The following is a 17,480-nucleotide window of genomic DNA, read 5'->3' as shown; positions in this document are numbered from 1 at the left end:
GCCGGTCAGTCCAGCCAGTCGCCGGAGCCGTCGGGGACGCTGGCCAGCAGCGCCCGGGTGTAGGGATGCTCGGGCGCGTCGAGCACCCGGTCGGCGAGGCCGGTCTCCACGCACGTGCCCGACTCCAGCACGTAGAGCCGATCGGCGATCTGGCGGACCACGGCCAGGTCGTGGGTGATGAACAGCATCGCCATGGACAGTCGTTCCCGCAGCTCGGCGAGGAGACCCAGTACCTGGGCCTGGACCGAGACGTCGAGCGCCGACACCGGCTCGTCGCAGATCAGCAGGCGGGGCTCGCCCGCCACCGCGCGGGCGATCGCCACCCGCTGCCGCTCGCCGCCGGACAGCCCTGCCGGGCGCATCCCGGCCATGTCACGGGCCAGGCCGACCGACTCCAGGAGCCGGGCGAGGTCGTCCGGCCCGGCGGGACGGCCGTCGGCCCACAGCGCCTCCCGCAGGGTCGCCCCCACGGTCCGGGCGGGGTTGAGCGTCGAATAGGGGTCCTGGAAGATCATTTGTGAGATCCGGCGGGCCTGGCGCACGGCCGCGCGCCCCATCCGCCCGTAGTCGGAGCAGTCCGCGCCGCCGAGCAGGATCGCACCCCCGTCCGGACGCTCCAGCCCGGCGACGCATCGGGCCAGCGTGGTCTTGCCCGATCCGGACTCGCCGACCACACCGACGACCTCGCCCGGAGCGACAGTCAGGCTCACGCCCGCCAGCGCCGGGTGCGGGCTCCCGGCGAACCACCGGCGCAGGTCACGCACCTCCAGCACCGGCTCGGCCGCGACCGGCGGCCTGGAGACGACCCCCGGTTCCGGCGCGGGCGGCGCGGGCAGCTCGGCCGCCCGCAGGCACGCCGACAGCCGCCCTTCGCGGACGCGCCCCGACACGCGTACGGGACGTGGCTCCGGCACTCCCACGCGGCACTCCGGCACGGCCAGCGAGCACCGATCGGCGAACCCGCACCGCCCTGCCGCCGCGTCGTGCGCGGGGACGGCCCCCGGCACCGAGGGAATCACCGCGAGCCGCCGGTCCGCGGGCGGCTCGGCCGCCAGCAGCGCCCGGGTGTACGGGTGGAACTGCTCATGCCGCACGGCCGCCGCACGGCCGGTCTCCATGACCCGTCCCGCGTACATCACCATGACCCGGTCACAGGTGGAGAAGGCCAGGCGCAGGTCGTGGGTGATGAGGACGAACGCCATGTCCCGTTCGCGCTGGACACGCCGGATGAGGGAGAGGACCTCGCGCTGGGTGGTGGCGTCGAGCGCGGTCGTCGGCTCGTCGGCGACCAGCACCCGCGGCCCTCCGGCCAGTGCGGCGGCCAGCCCGATCCGCTGGCGCATGCCGCCGGACAGCTGGAAGGGGTAGCGCCCCGCGACATTCGCCGGCAGACCCACCTCCGCCAGCAGCCGCGGCACCTCGACGGCCGCGTCCGCGCCCTTCGGCAACCCGTCGGCGATCTGACGCCCGGCCCGGCGCAACGGGTTGAGCAGGGTGAACGGGTCCTGCATCAGGAGGGAGACCACGCCGCCGCGCTGCCGCCGCCGGGCACGCGGGTCGTCGTCCACCCGCTCGCCCGCGATGCGCACCTGCCCCGTGGCCTCCAATCCCTGAGGCAACAGGCCGAGCATCGCACGGACCGTGAGGGACTTGCCCGAACCCGACTCCCCCACGATGGCGACCGACTCTCCGGCCGCCACCTCGAACGACACCTCCGACAGGAGGGTCCGCCCGGTGGAGGGCTGCCGGACCTTGATTCCCTCGACCCGGATCGCGGGCTCGGCGGTCGCCCCGGTTCCGGTGGACTCCTTCATCTCAACGTGCCCTTCCCCGGCGATCGACGCGTTCGTGGAGCCAGTCACCGACGATGTTCAGCGCGGCGGCCGTGAGGATGATGGCGAGGCCGGGTGCGACCACTGCCCAGGGGTTGACGAGCAGTTGGGCCCGGTTGTCCGCCAGGGTGCGCCCCCAGTCGGGCGAGCCCGCGGGCACCCCCAGGCCGAGGAAGGACAGCGAGGCCAGGGACACCAGGGCGTAGGCGAAGTTGAGAAACCCGTTGGCCAGCGTGACCGAGGCGATGTTGGGCCAGATCTGCCTCGTCATGATCCGCCACGCGGAGAGGTTCTTGAGAAGTGCCGCCTCGACATAGGGGCGGTGCCGCTGTTCGAGCACGGCTCCGCGCACCACCCTCGTGTCGGTGGGGGCGAACAGCACGACGAGCACGGCGACCGCCAGGCCGTACCCTCCGCCCAGTACCCCGGCGACGACGATCGCCACCAGCAGGGCGGGCAGGGAGAACATCAGGTCCGCCCAGCGCATGGCCAGCGCGTCGGCCCAGCCGCCGAAGTATCCGGCGGGCAGCCCGATGAGGTTGCCGATCAGCATCGACCCGGCGGCGACGCACAGCGCGCCGGGAACGGCCGTACGGGCTCCCGCGACGAGCAGTTCCAGCACGTCGCGGCCAAGGTCGTCGGTGCCGAGCGGATGACCTGGCGCGGGGCCGGTGATGCCGAGCAGGAGGTCCTGGTCGGTCGCGCCGGGCACCAGCCAGGGCGAGAGCACCGCGGCCACGGCCACGGCGAGCAGGACGGCCAGCGCGCCGGCCACGGCCACCTGGGGACGGCGCCGCACGACCGCCGGAAAACGGCCTCTCACGATGCCCCCTCAGGCGAGATACAGCGAATCACGGCAGCCTCCCACCCGACACGACGGCGTGCCCGCCCGTGGAGCTCACGATGTCCTCCCGCCGAACCGGACCCGGGGGTCGGCCACCGAATAGCCGATGTCCACCAGCAGGTTGACTGCGACGATGAGCAGGGTGAACAGCAGCCCGAGCGCCTGGACGGCCGGGACGTCCTTGAAGGTGACCGAGTCGACGAGCAGCGAGCCGAGACCGGGAAGCGCGAACGTCACCTCGACCAGCACGGTCCCGGCCAGCATGCCGGTCACGATGAGCCCGGCCGCGGTGAGGATGGGGACCAGCGAGTTGCGCAGCGCGTATCCGAGGACGGCCGCGCCGCCCAGACCACGCGCGCGGGCGAAGACCACGTAGTCCTGGTCGAGCTCGCGGATGAGCGCCGCCCTGCTGAAGCGGACGAACATGCCCACGGCGCCGACGGCCAGCGCGACCGCGGGCAGCGTGAGGTGCCACACCTGGCCGACCAGGCCCTCGCCCGTCCCGTACACGGGAAACCAGCCGAGCCCCGCGGCGAACACCACGAGCAGCAGCAGCCCGACCGCGAAGGGCGGGGCGCTCAACCCCACCACACCGGCGGTGACGACGAGGCGATCGGCGGCCCGGCCCCGCCGCAGCGCCCCGACCACGCCCAGCGGAACCCCCACCAGCAGGGCGAGCAGCGCGCCGTACCCGACGAGCGCCAGGGTGAGCGGCAGCCGCTGACCGATCATGTCGGCGACCGGCATCCCGGTCCTGACCGAGGTCCCGAGGTCACCGTGGAGGACGCCGCCGAGCCAGCGCAGGTACTGCGCGGGCAGCGGCTCGTCGAGGTGGTAGCGGGCCTGGATCGCCGCGATGGTCTCCGGGGTGGCGGGGCGGGTGCCCAGCAGGGTCTGCTGGACCGAGCCGGGGGCGAGGTAGAGCAGGCCGAACATGCCGACCGACAGCAGCGCGACGACGACGACGGTGCCCGCGAACCTGCGCAGCAGGAAGAGACCCCGGTCACGCCCCGCCATCAGAGCACCCCGTTTCCTGTCAGCCACGCGACCACGCGCTCCGCCGCGTCCCCGCGGTGCGCTCCCTCCGTCAGCTCGTGGCCCTCCCGAGGGTAGACGACCAGCTGGGTCCGGACGCCGGCCGCCGACCAGGCACGATAGAGCTGCTCCGCCTGCCCGACGGGGGTGGTGCGGTCCTCGGCGCCGTGCAGGATCAGCGTCGGTGTGGTGACCCCGGCCGCGTGGCACACCGGCGAGCGGGCGGCGAGAAACTCCCTGCCCTGGGGTGTGGCGGGGTCGGCCCCTCGGTGATAGAGGAGGTCGAAGCCGCCGCCGAGGTTGCTCGCGGTGGCGAAGCTGAGCCAGTCGCTCACCCCGGACATCACCACGGCTGCCCGGAACCGGCCGGTTCGGGTCACCGCCCACGCGCTCAGGTAGCCGCCGTAGCTGAGCCCCATGACGGCCATCCGCTCCGGGTCCGCGACTCCGGCCGCGACGAGGTGGTCCACACCCGCGAGGACGTCGCCCAGGTCGTCCTCACCGAATCGCCCGATGACCCGGCGCGCGTACTCCTGGCCGCGCCCGCTGCTCCCGCGCGGGTTCGGCAGCAGTACGGCCGCACCCGCGTGCGCGAGCGCGGCGGCGAGCCCGCCGGACTCGGCCGGCGCGAAGGCAGTGGACCACAGCCAGGTCGGCCCTCCATGCACGATCACCACCAGCGGCGCCGGTCCCGCCCCGGTCCCGCCGGTTCCCGTGGGACCGGCGGGACCGGCGGGACCGATGGGGTTGGCGGGACCGGCGGGACCGATGGGGTTGGCGGGACCGGCGGAAGGGGAGAGGTTCGGGGAAACGGCGGGATCGACGGTGGCAACGGGTGAGATCGGCGACCTCCGCAGCAGGAGACCCTGGACGGCGAGGCCGTCCTGGCCGGTCCAGGAGACCTCCTCCTGGTGCACGGCGAGCGGCGCCAGCACGGCGTTGAGATCGGTGACCTGGCGCCAGTCGCCCTTGGCCACCTGGGCGACCGCCACCTCTGGGGGGCATTCGGCCGTCTCCCAGACGGCGACGGCGAGCGCACCGGTGCGATCCACCGAGAGTGACGGTTGCCCGTCGCGCCCGCCCAGGGTTCCCCAGGAGGTCCAGCGGGTCAGCGGGCGGCCGTCGGCGGTCAGGGTGCCGCCGTGCGTGCCGGTACCCGACCACCCGGTGAACCACAGGGTGTCCTCGTCCAGCCAGCCCAGATCGGTGACGTCGTCGACGGCGGCCAATGGCGTCGCCTCCCCGGTGACGAGGTCGACGCGGATGATCCGCCCGGAGACGATGGAGAGCCCCTCGACCACGACGGCGGTACGCCCGCCGGGCGCCAGCCGGGGACGGCTGAGCTGCCAGGAGGTGCGCAGCAGGGTCCGGAGTTCACCGCTCTCAGGATCGACCAGGTCGAGGGCGGGCCGGTAGTACCCGGCGGGCGTCTCGTCGGCCGAGGTGACGGCCAGTACGACGCCGTCCCGCCAATCGGCGTCCCACACGGTCAGGCCGCGCAGCGGCACCGTCCGCAGTTCCCCGTCGCCCACCCGTGCCCACGCGAGTCGCCTGCGCCTGTCACCCGGCGTGCGGACGAAGGGATCGGTCTCATCGCGGACCCGGAGGCCGAGGTGGCTGCCGTCGCGCTCGCTGCCCGGGTCGGCGAACCGCACGAGCACGGTACCGTCACCACCGGGGACGAGGTCCTCGATCTCCCCTCCCACGCGGACCCGCCAGGCGGGGACCGGATCGCCGGGCGAACGGACCTCGACGTGGTCGAGGTCAGGGCCGTCACCGGCGGCGAGCAGCAGCCTCCCGTCCGGCAGCCACCGCGTCAACGCGTGCCATTCCGTCCCCGTGCCCGCCACGGGAACGGGCACCGGGACCGGTCCTCGGCTTCCGCTCTCGGCTCCGGCTCCGGCTCCGGCTCCGGACAGGTCGAGCACGTGTGCGACGGGCCGGCCGTCCGGGCGCGGAAGAACACAGGCGACGCGGGCCCCCTCCGCATCCAGCACCACGGCCTCGGGCACGCGCAGACCGGCGAGTGCGGCGTACGCCTCCAGTGCCGCGGTCATGAGCGGGTGGTGATCTCGGTGGCCCAGGGACCGACGAAGAAGTAGGGTCCGAACTCGCCGGTCCCCACGCCGGGGCCGAACGCCGTCGCCGCCTCTCCCCACCAGAGCGGCTGGTACGGGACGTCACCCGCAGCCTTGACCAGTGCCTCCCCGAGAAGCCTGCCGCGTGCCGTGTCGTCCGTTCCGGTCTTCGCCTCGTCGAGCAGCCCGGTCACCTCGGCATTGGCGTACTCGGCGATGTTCGTGCCGTTCACACCGGTGGCGGCGCCGTTCAGGAGCTGCTGGATGTACTCCGCGGGGTCGCCCGTGGTGGCGAAGTACCATCCCAGGTAGATGCCGGAGGCGTGCTTGCCGAGCTCGGCGATCCACTGCTCCAGCGGGACCTCCTTGACCTCCAGGGTGATGCCGATGCCCTTGAGGTTCTCGGCGAGGGTCAGTGCGGCCCTGCCGAGTTGCGGCCCGCTGTTCGGATAGGTCAGCACGTCGGCGAAGCCGCCGGGCACCGAGGAGGCTGCCAGTTCGGCACGTGCCTTGGCCAGGTCGAACCCGTACTGCGGAATGCTCGCGTACAGGTTCTCCACCTCCGCCTCCCCGAGCACGCCGCCCCACTGGGCGGGGTCGGTGAGCGTGGTGGCCACCCTGCCGTGACCGCGCAGCACGCTGCGGAGGATTCCCTCCCTGTCGACGGCGTGGGCGACCGCCCTGCGGACATGGACGTCGTCCCACGGCTTCTTGGCGGTGTTGAAGGCGAGCGTGACGAGGGAGCGGTCGCTCGCCGCCTTCACCTCGACGCCGGGCAGCCCCTTCCACTGGTCGATCTGCTCGGCGGGCACGTTCAGCGCCACGTCGACGGACCCGCCGCGCATGGCGAGGAGCCTGGTCGACTCCTCGGGAACGAAGTCGATGTCAATCCGGCGGTACGGGGCCTTGCCTCCCCACCAGGCGTCGTTGCGCTCCAGCGTCACGTGCGAGTCGGGGGCGAACTCCGTCACCCGGTACGGGCCCGTGCCCAGGATCTTCGCGGTGGGGGTGCCGATGCCGTCGCCGGAGACCTCGATGAACTTCCTGCTCGTGACCATGAGGGTGCCTGGCGAGGGCGTCCAGGCGAACGAGGCGTCGGGCCGCTTCAGCGTGATCGTGACCTCGGCCGGCCCGCTTGCCTCGATCTTCTTCACATTGGCGTACGCGTACGCGAAGGCCGAGGTGGAGCCCTTTCGCGCGTGCAGGTCGAGGCTGGCCACGACGTCGTCCGCGGTCAGCGGCGTCCCGTCGGAGAAGGTCACGCCCTGGCGGATGGCGTAGACATAGGTCGTCGCGTCCTTCCTGGTCCAGGACTCGGCGAGCGATGGCTGGAGGCTGCCGTCGCGCCCCACCCCGACGAGCGCCTCCTGGCACAGGAGCGCGACGACGTAGTTCATGATGCCCGCCTCCTTGCTCGCGTCGAGCGAGCCGAGGGAGGAGGGCAGCGCGACCTTGAGGACGTCAAGGGACTTCGCCGCGCCGGCCGGGCCCCCGGTCGCCGGTTCGGGCGACCCACAGGCCACGGCGAGGCCGGGGACGGCGGCCAGGCCGCTCACGATGGCAATGGATCTCAGCAGGGACCGCCGGGTGAGGGCGACGTCGGGGAGCTCGGTCACGGGGACCCACTTTCGTGCGACCAGCCAGCCCGCTCAGCTGCTGTGTCTACCATTAATATCCACTTGGCGAGTGAGAATATTCACTATTCACCGTTCACGTCAAACCCACCTTTTGAATAGGGAATACATGTCCTCCCTCACCGTCTACAGCGCTCCGTGGTGCGGTCACTGCCACCGGCTGAAGGCCGCGCTCACCCGCGCGGAGATCCCCTTCGTCGAGGTGGACGTCGATCGGACGCCCGGCGCGATCGAGCTCATCACCGACCTCGGCGGCGGCTCCTGGCTGATCCCCACGGTGCTCCTCCCCGACGGATCGGCGCTGGTCAATCCCAGCGTTCGGGAGATCGAAGCCCGGCTGGCCTGACCGGTCACCGCTCCGCCGGGGAGAAGCACGGTCAGGCCAGCAGGGGTTCGACCAGCAGGATCACGCCGAAGACGGCGAACGCGGCGGCGGCGCCGTACCTGATGGTCTTCTCCGGCAGGTGCTTGCCGAGCATCCGTCCGACCAGGATGGCCAGGGCGTCGGCGGCGACCATGCCGACGGTCGAGCCGATCCAGGTGCCGAACCAGCCGTGCTGGGTGGCGAGGGTGATGGTGGCGAGCATGGTCTTGTCACCCAGCTCGGCGAGGAAGAAGGCGACGGTCACAGCGATGATCGCCGACCGGGTGGTGCGCTGCGCCTTCTGGGCCTCCTCGTCCGTCAGCTCGTCCCCGCGCAGCGTCCACAGGGCGAAGCCGAGGAAGGCGATTCCGGCGATGATCGTGATCGCCGTGGTGGGAAGAAGGTTACCGGCCAGACCGCCGAGACCGACACTGACCAGGTGGACCACCGCGGTGGCCAGGGTGATTCCGGCGAGGACCGGCCACGGCTTGAACCGGGTGGCGAAGGTCATGGCCATGAGCTGGCTCTTGTCGCCCAACTCCGCGACGAAGATCACAACAAGGCTGATCCAGAACGCTTCCAATGGAGGGTGCCCTTCCCGCGTGCGCGGCCGGGCTGAAGGGGAGAACCCGGGGAGTTTCGGGCACGTCTTCGGCCCGGCGGCATCGATGATTGCCTGCCAGGCCGAAGGTCTCGTCCGCCCCGGCGCCGTGTGAGAACGGCCGGATCCAAGGCCCGCGCGACCGGGCGCCCTGGGGCGCCAGTATGTCGATCACGCGATTGGGACTACTCCCCTTCGGGTGTTTCCATCAGACCCTAGCAGCCGAGACCTGACGCTCATTCCCTCGCCCCGGTCCTAGTCCGGAGACCGATACCTTCGCAGGTCAGGCCCCCTGGCAATCCGGCTCCCCGAAGATCCATGCCTCTTGGGTCACTCCCCCTCCAAGGATCAGGACCCTCGCGTAGGCAGGTCCCCTCGGCCCGTGAGCCCGCCTCCCGGCCCAAAGCCGGAAGCCACTCAAAGCCGGAAGCCACTCAAAGCCGGAAGCCACTCAGAGGCGGGTGCCGCTCAGAGGCGGGTGCCGACCATCACGGGCTCGTTGACGAGGGTGACGCCGAATTTCTCGAAGACCCCGTCCCTGACCTCGCGGGCGAGATCGAGAAGCTCCTCGGTCGAGGCCGACATTTCCGGATTTGTCATTGCAAGGGTGTGCTTGGTGGAGATGCGGGCCGGGCCACGCCGGTATCCCTTCGGGAACCCGGCGTTCTCGATCAGCCACGCCGCCGGAACCTTGACCGTCCCGTCCGGCATGTCCCAGCGGGGGAACCCCGGCGCCCGCAGCTCCAGTTCGGCGGCCTGTCCGCCGGTCAGAATCGGGTTGGTGAAGAACGACCCCGCACTGCGGGTGTCCGGGTCGGCCGCGTCCAGGACCATGCCCTTGCCCGCGCGCAACTCCAGCACCGCCGCGCGAGCCCGCGCCAGCGGCACCCGGTCACCCAGGGCGACACCCAGCCGCAGGGCCAGCTCCCGGTAGGCGATCGGGCCGGACAGCGCGTCGCCGGCCGACGTGCCGGCGGCCAGCTCGTAGGTGACCGCGAGCACGACGTGCCGCCCGAGTTCCTCCTTGAACGCGCTGTGCCGGTAGGCGAACCCGCACTCCCGCGCGGCCAGGTCCCGCACCTCGCCGCTCCGGCGGTCGTAGACCCGGACAGCGATGATCGTCTGGGAGACGTCCTGCCCGTAGGCGCCGACGTTCTGGATCGGGGTTGACCCGACCAGCCCGGGAATGCCGGACAGGCACTCCATTCCCGAGCGGCCCGCCGCCACCGCGCGCTCGACCAGGGCGTCCCAGTCCTCGCCCGCCTGCGCGGTGACCCGGCCCCCGTCGATCTCGACGCCCCGGGAGGCGACCCGCACGACCAGGCCGTCGAACCCCTCGTCGGAGACGACCAGGTTGCTGCCACCGCCGAGCACGAGCACCGGCTCGCCCGCCCGGTCGGCCTCGGCCACCAGCTCGACGATCTCCTCGGCCGACCCGGCCGCCACGAACGCCCTGGCCGCCCCGCCCAGCCCAAGCGTCGTGTACGGCGCCAGCCGTACCCCTGCCACCCGCTCCGTCATACGCTTCCCCACACCCGGCAGAAATCCGCGACCAGCCTACGGGGAGCGCAGCAACCTCAGCACCCGGTCGTAGGTCCGCCACGACTCGGCCTCGCGGTATTCGGGGTCGACATCGTCCTGACCGCGGTGCCGCTCCTGGTGGACCGGGAGGTCCTTGCCCAGGCCGACCAGGATGCCGGGGAGCCCGAGCGAGAACTCCAGGTCGGCGTTGCGGTAGTAGCGGGCCTCGGTGGGGAAACCGCCCGCGGCGAGCACCGCATCGCGCCGGACCGCGATCAGGTGGCCGAGCAGTGCCCGGACCTCGCCGGGCTCGGCCTCCAGCCACTCCTGACCGTCCTCGCGAGGGTTCACGCCCTTCCAGCCCGCCGCGGTGATGTCGTCGTCCAGCGCCTTGACCAGCGGGGTGATGGCGTCTCCGTCCAGGAGCATCGAGGTGTCCATGACGACGTGCACGTCAGAGGTGTCGAGGCGCAGTAGCTTGTCACGGCTCTCCCCCCACCCGGCGGAGCCGCCCCTCCAGTCCGGAAGCTCGGCCACATGCCATGCCGCCACCCGGTGGGGGAACTCCCGCACCAACTCCTGCAGGACGGCTCCGGCTCCGTCCAGGTTCCCCAGATCGAGGGCGAGGATCCTGGCCTCCGTACGGGCGACCAGGGCGCGTACGCACTCGCGCAGCTCTTCTGGCCGGCCGTCGACCAGCAGCGCGACGGTCACCGTCGAGTGCGCGGCCCTCGGCTCCTCGACCTCGGCGGGGGCGACGATGGTCTCGTCGAGCCTGGAAACCGACAGGCTGGCATCCCAGAGCAACTGGGAGGAGACCATCCACTCGGGATGGCCGTGGAGATCGTCCGACCGGCCGACCAGCTCGGAGCCCTCGGGCCTCGACTGGGGTGCCGCCTCGGTCTCGGCGACCCGCTCCGCGTCCAGGGCTCCGAGCCGCCCGGGGTGCCGTCCCGGATCCGCAGCCTCGGAGACCTGTCCGGCATCGGCAGATTCGTCCCGTCCCCGGACCGAGTCTTCGGTGCCGGCGCCCGCGGAGGTACCCGGCCGCGCACCGGAACCGTCCCGCGCCGGGGGGCCCTCGCGCCCCCCGGCAGCCGAGGCGTCCTCGGGCAGGGAACGGAGCGTGGGCCACACCTCGAAGGGCGGTACGGGGATGAGCTCGAAGCCGACCGCGGTGTCCTGGACGAGCCAGCCCTCAGCCCTGATCTCGTCACGGAGCGCGTCGGCCATGGCATGGTCGTGCTCGGCTCGCGCTCTGGCCCACCGCTCGGCCAGGTCGGTCACGTCAGGTGATACTTCGCTCATGCTGGGGACGCTACCCACGGACCGGGAGAAGATTCGGCCCCGGCCCGCGAGTATGCCGCCGCCCGACAGGGCCTAGGACAGCTGGACCACCGCGCGGGCCTTGGACAGGACCCGGGAGTCGTTGGACCTGGCGGTCAGGACGACCACCACGCGCTTGTCCTCCAGCTTCTCCTCGATGAGCCCGCTCACAGTGATCACGGCACCCTGGTCGTCGTCCGGAACGACGACCATGGAGGAGAACCGCACCCCGTAGTCGACGACCGCGCCCGGGTCGCCCGCCCAGTCGGTGACGAACCGTCCGCCCTGGGCCATGGTGAACATGCCGTGGGCGATGACGTCCGGCAGCCCGACGGTCTTGGCGAAGCGCTCGTTCCAGTGGATGGGATTGAAGTCGCCGGACGCCCCGGCGTACATCACCAGGCCGGCGCGGCGCACCGGGTATTCGGCGGGCGGGATCTCCTGACCCGTCTCGACCTCGTCGTACTTGACAGTCGCAGCCATCTCAGCCCGCCCCTCCACGCTCGACGATGGTGCTGTAGGTCGTGCACACGGACTCGCCGTCGACGGTGCTGACCTCGCTCCTGACGGTGATCAGCCCGTTGCGGCCGGCGCTGCGGATGTCGGTCACGGTGGAGACGCTGACCAGCTCGTCCCCGGCGCGAATCGGCCGCCGGTACTCGAAACGCTGCTCGCCGTGGACCACCATGGCGAAGTTCAGGCCGAGCTCGGGATCGCTCAGGATCGACCCCCCGGCCAGGCCGAACACGATGGGGAAGGTCGGCGGGGCGATCACGTCGGGGTGCCCTGCCGCCTGGGCGGCCTCCCGGTCCCGGTAGATCGGGTTGTCGTCGCCGATCGCGGTCGCGAACTCTTTGATCTTCACGCGACTGACCTCGTACGGCGAGGAGGGCGCGGACGCCCGCCCGATGAAGTCACGGTTCAGAGCCATCGTGCTCCTTTGCGGATACCGAGCCGGCAAGGCCGGAACCGGTGGGTCAGGCCGACACAGTAACAGAACAAGCTTCCAGGGTGACCTCCGGGGCCACCAGGAAACCGTAACCCGGGGCCGCTACAGCCCCACCTGTCCGCCACGGTCAACGCCCAAGCGGAAAAACTATGCCGATACGACAAACCGGCGCCCACCTGGGGACGCCGGTTCTCGTGGAGTATGTGCGTGCCCATCAGACACTCATCTCCCGCCGGAGCGGAAGGCTTCGCGCAGACTAGCGAGTCTCGCGGTGCGCCTGGTGCGTCTTGCAGTTCGGGCAGTACTTCTTCAGCTCAAGCCGATCCGGGTCGTTGCGCCGGTTCTTCCGCGTGATGTAGTTGCGGTGCTTGCACTCCTGGCAGGCCAGCGTGATCTTCGGCCTAACGTCGGTGGCAGCCACTTGGGAGTGCCTTTCTACCTTCGGGACAGTGGACAACCCACGACAGAGCCCCTCTTATGGGAGAGGACCCGGGTGGGTAGTAGCGGAGGCCGGACTTGAACCGGCGACACAACGATTATGAGCCGTTTGCTCTGCCTGACTGAGCTACTCCGCCTTGAGGCCGATGGAATCGACCGACCCCGCAAGGATACCCGACCCGCAGAGTGACTGCGTACTTGTGCAGGTCAGGGCGATCTCTTCTGGGTTACCCCAGTATGCCCGTTCATGCCTCGGGAACCTTGAGTGTTTTCTGGCTGCTTTTAAGGCCAACCAAGCCGAAAGCCCTAACCGGATGGCTAGGGCCTTTAGGCTGTCGAGCCCCTTTACGGAATCGAACCGTAGACCTTCTCCTTACCACGCAGAACCCGGCGTAGAGATGATCTGTGCGTCCCCGCGAACTTGCTCGTCAGCCATGGTACACGCTAGGCACCAGTGGTCGTGGTTCCCTCGGAGCGCGCGAGATCATCGCGCAAAAATCGCGCACTCCGAGCGGCACAGACGTCAGACCAGGGGCGGTTGCCTGGACTGACGGACACAGCACACCGCGCGGACCGTAATCCGGGCAAGTCCGAACTCCTGCATCAGTTCCGTTTCGGATGGCAACTTCGCCCCGGGACCAAGCTCGCCGATCCGCGCACGCAGGATGTCCGCGAGCTGTCTGAAGACCGGCGTGTAGGAGCCATGATCAATCACGATCTTGAGGGTATAGGCGCAGGTCAGCACCTATACGCGTGACTATAAGCGCTCATGCGCTTGTCAGTACAAGAGTCACGAGGAGCCGCCGACCCCAGCCGGACACGACGCAGCCTCGCACTGGGAGTGCGCGAGGCCGCCTCGTACCGTACCGACCGATCACTCCACGTCGATGCGCCAGGATTAGCCGAGCATCGACAGTTCCGTGGGGATCACAATGTCAGCCACCGCGACCGGCCGCCCCTCACAGCACGATGTGATCTACCCGTACAGCCCGATCAGCAGGAATCACGATCGGATCCGCGACCTCGACCACGCGTTCCTGGGCGTACATCAGCCGGGTGATGGAGAAGACCGGCACACCGGACGCGATCCCGAGCCGCTCGGCCTCCTCCGGCGTCGGCATCCGCGCCGCGGTTTCCTCAGCGATGCGGTCGATCTCGATACCGAGCGTCCGCAACTGGCCGATGTTGCCACCCGGCCAGGGCTCGTTGTGCGGGTCGGCAACTGGCGTGCCCTCGACATCGGCGGCCAGGAGGCAGGAGCGCGACATCTGGCTCGGCAGGCCCGCAGCGTAGAACACGAACCGCCGCTCAAGTACTCGGTCACCGGCCGCGACCCCGAAGAGGTCAGCCAGGCGCTCGTCAGCAGTAGTCCACCGATAGGCCTTGTCCAGCCGGTACTGCGACCATGTGATCCCCTGATCACGGGTGAACGAGGTCTGCGGGGAGGTCTGCGGGCCGGCGTCAGCGAGGTAGCGGTCCATGGAGATACGCCGGACAGGCGGCCGCACCCGTACGTAGGTTCCCGACCCTTGGCGGGACTCGATCAGGCCCTCGTTGCGGAGGATCTCCAGCGCCCGCCGGATGAGGATGTCGGAGACTCCGTGCTCCTCGGCCAGCACCCGCTGCGGCGGGAGCTTCACTCCTGGGGCGACTTCACCCGATGTGATCTGTTCGCGCAGGTGATCGGCGACACGGAGGTACGCGTGTGGCCTTTCGGTCACGTCTACCTCCTGAATCTCGTAAACCTCGAATTGGCTTGACAGGAGCGTACACGATCAGGCAAGTTCGTATACGAACTTACTCACTCTGTATATGGCCTCGCCTTTGGAGTGTCCATGCCCGCTGCTGCCCCTCATGATCCGGCACATCACGCTCGCCTGTCCTACATGTGGCGGGACGAGCACTGGCACCTGCTCGACACCCCGGAGCCCGCCGTTGTCTTGGTCAGCTCCACCGTGTCTCAGGGGTCGCCATACCCCGACCCCGCCCAGGCGGAGGCCGCGTTCTGGCGATCCGTCGCCAGCAGCATCCTGACCCATCACCGGCGCATCGTCTCCGCCACCTGGCCCAAGGTCAACGCCGAGGCGGCCGTGCTACTCGACCCCGCCACCAACCTGTTCCACCTCGCCTGCCGCGACGGCCAGGCGGCCGGAGCCCGCTGCTTCACCAGCCAGGCCGAGGCCCACACCGCGTGGGCCGACGCCGTACAGGCGCTCATCGCCGACCGCTTCCTCGGCTGGACTATGTGGACCAGCGACACCGGGCGTTGGTGGGCCACCCGCCGCACCGAGTTGACCCAGGACGAGGCAGACATGGGAGTAGCCCGCACCCTCAACGCCGATGACCCCGAGAGCCTCGTGGAGCTCCTGCTCAAGGAGCAGGCGGAGCGGCTGGCGTGACAGCGCCCCCTCCCGAGCCGCCCTCCCGTCCTCCCGGGTTCACCTGCCAGAAGTGCGGGCTGCCTCTGGAGCGGATGTGGTCCCTGTACGTCGGCCACTTCTGGGGCACCCGGGAAGGCGCTCTTGGCCCGGGTCAATGCCAGAAGAACGTGTTCATGGGTACTGCCTACGGCCCGCACACCCCGCCCTCATGATCTCCCGGCCGCCTCTGCCCTGAGGTGGTGGCGGCCGGCGCACAACCCCCGAAGCGGAACGGCTGGTCCGCTCTCGGGGCTGGTGGCCTCACTCCTCCGGCGGAGGGGTCGAAGAGGTGAGGCCGTCTGCACGGCCCGGCACGGTGCCGCCGGGCCAGGGGTTCCCGCCCCCGTCTTCCCCGATCAGGGGCGGGAACCCCACCGATCTCCGGCAGACCGGTTTCTGGTGACTCCGATCTGCCGGCCTGGCCCCCGACCGTCTCCCCACGCGGCGGGGGCCACCACCCGAACCCGAAGGAGAACCCGGTGAGTGAACCGCCCAAAGACGATGCTCTAGCTGACTCGCTGGCCGAGGCGCTCGCCGCTCAGCAGCAGCTCGACGCCTTCACCGCCCGCCACCGCCGCCCATCCGTGGACGAGCTGGTCGAGTGGATGTTGGAGAAACCGGCCCTGCCGCGCACCCAGTACCCGACCCCTGAGGAGAGCACGTGACCGTCTTCCTGCCTGGCGATGTCGTCGCCTCAGCGGAGATCAAGCATCTGTGGTTCGTGCACGGCCACCCCGACATCGAGCTGCTCCTCACGAACCCCGCTGGGCTGTGCGTGTCCATCCCAGACGCTGAGCAGCGCTACGGGCGCCTGTTCCTGCACTGCCGCCCCTCCGGCCACCCCCCTATGGCTCCGCTCCGGCAGGAGGCGCAGCGTTGAGCGCCCCCGACGGCCAAGCCGACGCTCACGAGCAGGCGCCCGCCGCCCCAGGAATCAAGTACGGCGTCCGCTGGACACCTGGCCCCGGCCAGCACCCGACCGTGATCCCCAGCATCAGCCCCGACGAAGCCGAAAGCCTCGCCCACCGGGTCGGCGTCCTACAGCAGGTGTCCGGCAACGTCGATGACGCCGTCGCCGTCTACCGGGTGCCTGGCGAAGAGTGGACCGTCCTGCTACCGCCGCACGCCAGCCGCCTCATCATCGGGTCAGCAGTCGGATCGCCTCGTCGCGGTCGCCGCCGGCGTCCGCGATGAGCTGTTCCGGCATCGGCCGGTCTCCCCGGTGGCGGATCGCGCAGACGTGCTGCAATTCCCCGCCGCGAGAGTGGGCTGACGGCGCTGTCGCGCAAATATCGCGCACAACGAAAAACACCCGACTCCGCGATCTCGCGGGTCGGGCGTTTCTACTGGTCAGACTGTGAGCCCCTTTACGGAATCGAACCGTAGACCTTCTCCTTACCATGGAGACGCTCTGCCGACTGAGCTAAAGGGGCCTGTCCGTGTCGCTCTCGCTTGCGGACAGGTGTAACCATACACGGCTCCGCAGCGGGATGCGAAATCAATCAAGGACCGCCCGGATCACCACAGCTCCTCCCCCGACGGCCCCCTCAAACCACCACCGACGCCCCGGATCCGGCCTCTGCCGGGGAACCTCCCGACGTCCACCACGACGGCCACCACGACGGCCGGCGGGCGGCACCTGACGGCCGGCGGGCGGCAGCGGAGGCGCGCCTCACCAAGCCCACCGCGTCGGGCTGCCGATCGCACTACCAAGTAGCCGCCAAGTAGCCCATAAGAGAGCTGCCGCACCGTAGTCGGGTAAGCCGCCCGCATCGCCCAAGGAGCCCTCCGACATGACCCCAGAGCTGTTGGGATTCCAGATCACCCACCGCGCCATGCGCGGTGACGTCCGCCGCCTGGCCGACCTCGCGACCCAGCTGACCGATGGACGGCAGGTAGCCGGCCCGGCCCGCGCCGGCGCCATCGCCGGATTCATCGCGACCCTGAACCAGGGCATCCACCACCACCACACGATGGAGGACGAGGTGCTCTGGCCCGTCATCGAACGGTCCGCCGGAGCCGAGGTCGACCTTCGCGACCTGAGTGACGACCACGCCGATCTCGACCCGCTGCTGGCCGAGATCAACGGCCAGGCCGCCGCGTTCGCCTCGACCGGCGACGCCTCCGCGCTCGCCAAGTCCCTCACCCGGCTGGCCGACATGCTCGACGAGCACATCATCGAAGAGGAGCGACTGCTCTTCCCGATCATCAAGAAGTACGTGTCCGTCGCCGACTGGGAGACGGTCGAGACGGCGGTCCGCAAGGGCGGGAACGTCAAGATCGATCTGCCGAGGATCGAGCAGTACGCCAAGCCCGACGAGCTGGCCAGGCTGCGCAGGCTCGCCGGTCCCATGCTGACGCTGATGCTCTCCCTGTTCCGGCGCGGCCACCGGCGCCGCCTGCTGCTCATCTTCGGCTCCTGACCCAGGCCGCCGGGC

At 70.3% G+C, this 17,480-nt stretch carries 19 protein-coding genes and 2 tRNA genes; 6 read left to right on the top strand and 15 right to left on the bottom strand.

Features of this window, described 5'->3' with window-relative positions; all coding sequences use genetic code 11:
* Positions 1–5 precede the first annotated feature (5 nt).
* The 5 genes from OG884_RS20255 to OG884_RS20235 all read right to left on the bottom strand — a co-directional run bounded on the left by OG884_RS20255 (position 6) and on the right by OG884_RS20235 (position 7,405).
* On the bottom strand, positions 6–1,814 hold the full coding sequence (locus OG884_RS20255) for an ABC transporter ATP-binding protein (RefSeq protein ID WP_326635132.1): 1,809 nt from the start codon (positions 1,812–1,814) through the stop codon (positions 6–8).
* A 1-nt stretch (position 1,815) separates the two neighbouring features.
* Positions 1,816–2,655 carry an ABC transporter permease gene (locus tag OG884_RS20250; RefSeq protein WP_326635130.1) on the bottom strand — a complete coding sequence of 280 codons (840 nt, stop codon included), beginning with the start codon at positions 2,653–2,655 and terminating at the stop codon, positions 1,816–1,818.
* Positions 2,656–2,730: 75 nt separating this feature from the next.
* Complete coding sequence (locus OG884_RS20245; RefSeq protein ID WP_326635128.1) at positions 2,731–3,693, bottom strand: ABC transporter permease; 963 nt, start codon at positions 3,691–3,693, stop codon at positions 2,731–2,733.
* A complete protein-coding gene (locus OG884_RS20240) occupies positions 3,693–5,768 on the bottom strand; it encodes an alpha/beta hydrolase family protein (RefSeq protein WP_326635126.1) in 2,076 nt (691 codons plus the stop codon). The genes OG884_RS20245 and OG884_RS20240 overlap by 1 nt, the downstream gene beginning before the upstream one ends.
* A complete protein-coding gene (locus tag OG884_RS20235) occupies positions 5,765–7,405 on the bottom strand; it encodes an ABC transporter substrate-binding protein (RefSeq protein ID WP_326635125.1) in 1,641 nt (546 codons plus the stop codon). Before OG884_RS20235 ends, OG884_RS20240 begins: the two co-directional genes overlap by 4 nt.
* Before the next feature lie 127 nt (positions 7,406–7,532).
* Here OG884_RS20235 and OG884_RS20230 point away from each other — a divergent pair, with 127 nt between their 5' ends.
* Positions 7,533–7,769: a glutaredoxin family protein gene (locus tag OG884_RS20230; protein ID WP_030921755.1), complete on the top strand. Its 237-nt coding sequence runs from the start codon at positions 7,533–7,535 to the stop codon at positions 7,767–7,769.
* Between the two features lie 31 nt (positions 7,770–7,800).
* Here the strand turns inward: OG884_RS20230 and OG884_RS20225 are convergent, their stop codons facing one another.
* The 9 genes from OG884_RS20225 to OG884_RS20185 form a co-directional block, all read right to left on the bottom strand.
* Positions 7,801–8,370, bottom strand: a complete 570-nt coding sequence (locus OG884_RS20225; protein WP_326635124.1) for a TMEM165/GDT1 family protein — start codon at positions 8,368–8,370, stop codon at positions 7,801–7,803.
* Between the two features lie 486 nt (positions 8,371–8,856).
* Complete coding sequence (locus tag OG884_RS20220; protein WP_326635122.1) at positions 8,857–9,909, bottom strand: UDP-N-acetylmuramate dehydrogenase; 1,053 nt, start codon at positions 9,907–9,909, stop codon at positions 8,857–8,859.
* 36 nt (positions 9,910–9,945) lie between these two features.
* The gene (locus OG884_RS20215; protein ID WP_326635120.1) at positions 9,946–11,217 is read right to left on the bottom strand and encodes a hypothetical protein; all 1,272 of its coding nucleotides are present in this window, start codon (positions 11,215–11,217) and stop codon (positions 9,946–9,948) included.
* A gap of 72 nt (positions 11,218–11,289) precedes the next feature.
* Entirely contained in the window at positions 11,290–11,718 is a 429-nt protein-coding gene (locus OG884_RS20210; RefSeq protein WP_326635118.1) for a MaoC family dehydratase, read from the bottom strand.
* A 1-nt stretch (position 11,719) separates the two neighbouring features.
* The gene (locus OG884_RS20205; RefSeq protein WP_326635116.1) at positions 11,720–12,166 is read right to left on the bottom strand and encodes a MaoC family dehydratase N-terminal domain-containing protein; all 447 of its coding nucleotides are present in this window, start codon (positions 12,164–12,166) and stop codon (positions 11,720–11,722) included.
* A gap of 274 nt (positions 12,167–12,440) precedes the next feature.
* Positions 12,441–12,605, bottom strand: a complete 165-nt coding sequence (gene rpmG / locus OG884_RS20200) for a 50S ribosomal protein L33 (protein WP_030921771.1) — start codon at positions 12,603–12,605, stop codon at positions 12,441–12,443.
* Between the two features lie 80 nt (positions 12,606–12,685).
* A tRNA-Met gene (locus OG884_RS20195) sits at positions 12,686–12,759 on the bottom strand.
* Positions 12,760–13,145: 386 nt separating this feature from the next.
* Positions 13,146–13,367, bottom strand: a complete 222-nt coding sequence (locus tag OG884_RS20190) for a GntR family transcriptional regulator (protein ID WP_326635102.1) — start codon at positions 13,365–13,367, stop codon at positions 13,146–13,148.
* Between the two features lie 214 nt (positions 13,368–13,581).
* A complete protein-coding gene (locus tag OG884_RS20185) occupies positions 13,582–14,343 on the bottom strand; it encodes a GntR family transcriptional regulator (RefSeq protein WP_326635100.1) in 762 nt (253 codons plus the stop codon).
* Between the two features lie 114 nt (positions 14,344–14,457).
* On the opposite strand from OG884_RS20185, the gene OG884_RS20180 reads away from it, so the two are divergent.
* The 4 genes from OG884_RS20180 (at position 14,458) to OG884_RS20165 (ending at position 16,236) form a co-directional block, all read left to right on the top strand.
* Positions 14,458–15,021, top strand: coding sequence for a hypothetical protein (locus OG884_RS20180; RefSeq protein ID WP_326635098.1), 564 nt, complete (start codon positions 14,458–14,460; stop codon positions 15,019–15,021).
* Positions 15,022–15,521: 500 nt separating this feature from the next.
* Entirely contained in the window at positions 15,522–15,707 is a 186-nt protein-coding gene (locus OG884_RS20175; protein ID WP_326635097.1) for a hypothetical protein, read from the top strand.
* On the top strand, positions 15,704–15,922 hold the full coding sequence (locus tag OG884_RS20170; protein WP_326635095.1) for a hypothetical protein: 219 nt from the start codon (positions 15,704–15,706) through the stop codon (positions 15,920–15,922). The genes OG884_RS20175 and OG884_RS20170 overlap by 4 nt, the downstream gene beginning before the upstream one ends.
* Positions 15,919–16,236: a hypothetical protein gene (locus OG884_RS20165; RefSeq protein WP_326635094.1), complete on the top strand. Its 318-nt coding sequence runs from the start codon at positions 15,919–15,921 to the stop codon at positions 16,234–16,236. Before OG884_RS20170 ends, OG884_RS20165 begins: the two co-directional genes overlap by 4 nt.
* 166 nt (positions 16,237–16,402) lie before the next feature.
* Here the strand turns inward: OG884_RS20165 and OG884_RS20160 are convergent.
* A tRNA-Thr gene (locus OG884_RS20160) sits at positions 16,403–16,475 on the bottom strand.
* A 360-nt stretch (positions 16,476–16,835) separates the two neighbouring features.
* Between OG884_RS20160 and OG884_RS20155 the strand changes: the two genes are divergently transcribed.
* Positions 16,836–17,465, top strand: coding sequence for a hemerythrin domain-containing protein (locus OG884_RS20155; RefSeq protein ID WP_326635092.1), 630 nt, complete (start codon positions 16,836–16,838; stop codon positions 17,463–17,465).
* The last annotated feature ends 15 nt before the right edge of the window (positions 17,466–17,480 follow it).

This window comes from Streptosporangium sp. NBC_01755, assembly GCF_035917995.1.
Classification (GTDB): Bacteria; Actinomycetota; Actinomycetes; order Streptosporangiales; family Streptosporangiaceae; genus Streptosporangium.
The sequence above is the reverse complement of the archived record's forward strand: the minus strand, read 5'-3'. Positions and strand labels throughout refer to the sequence as shown.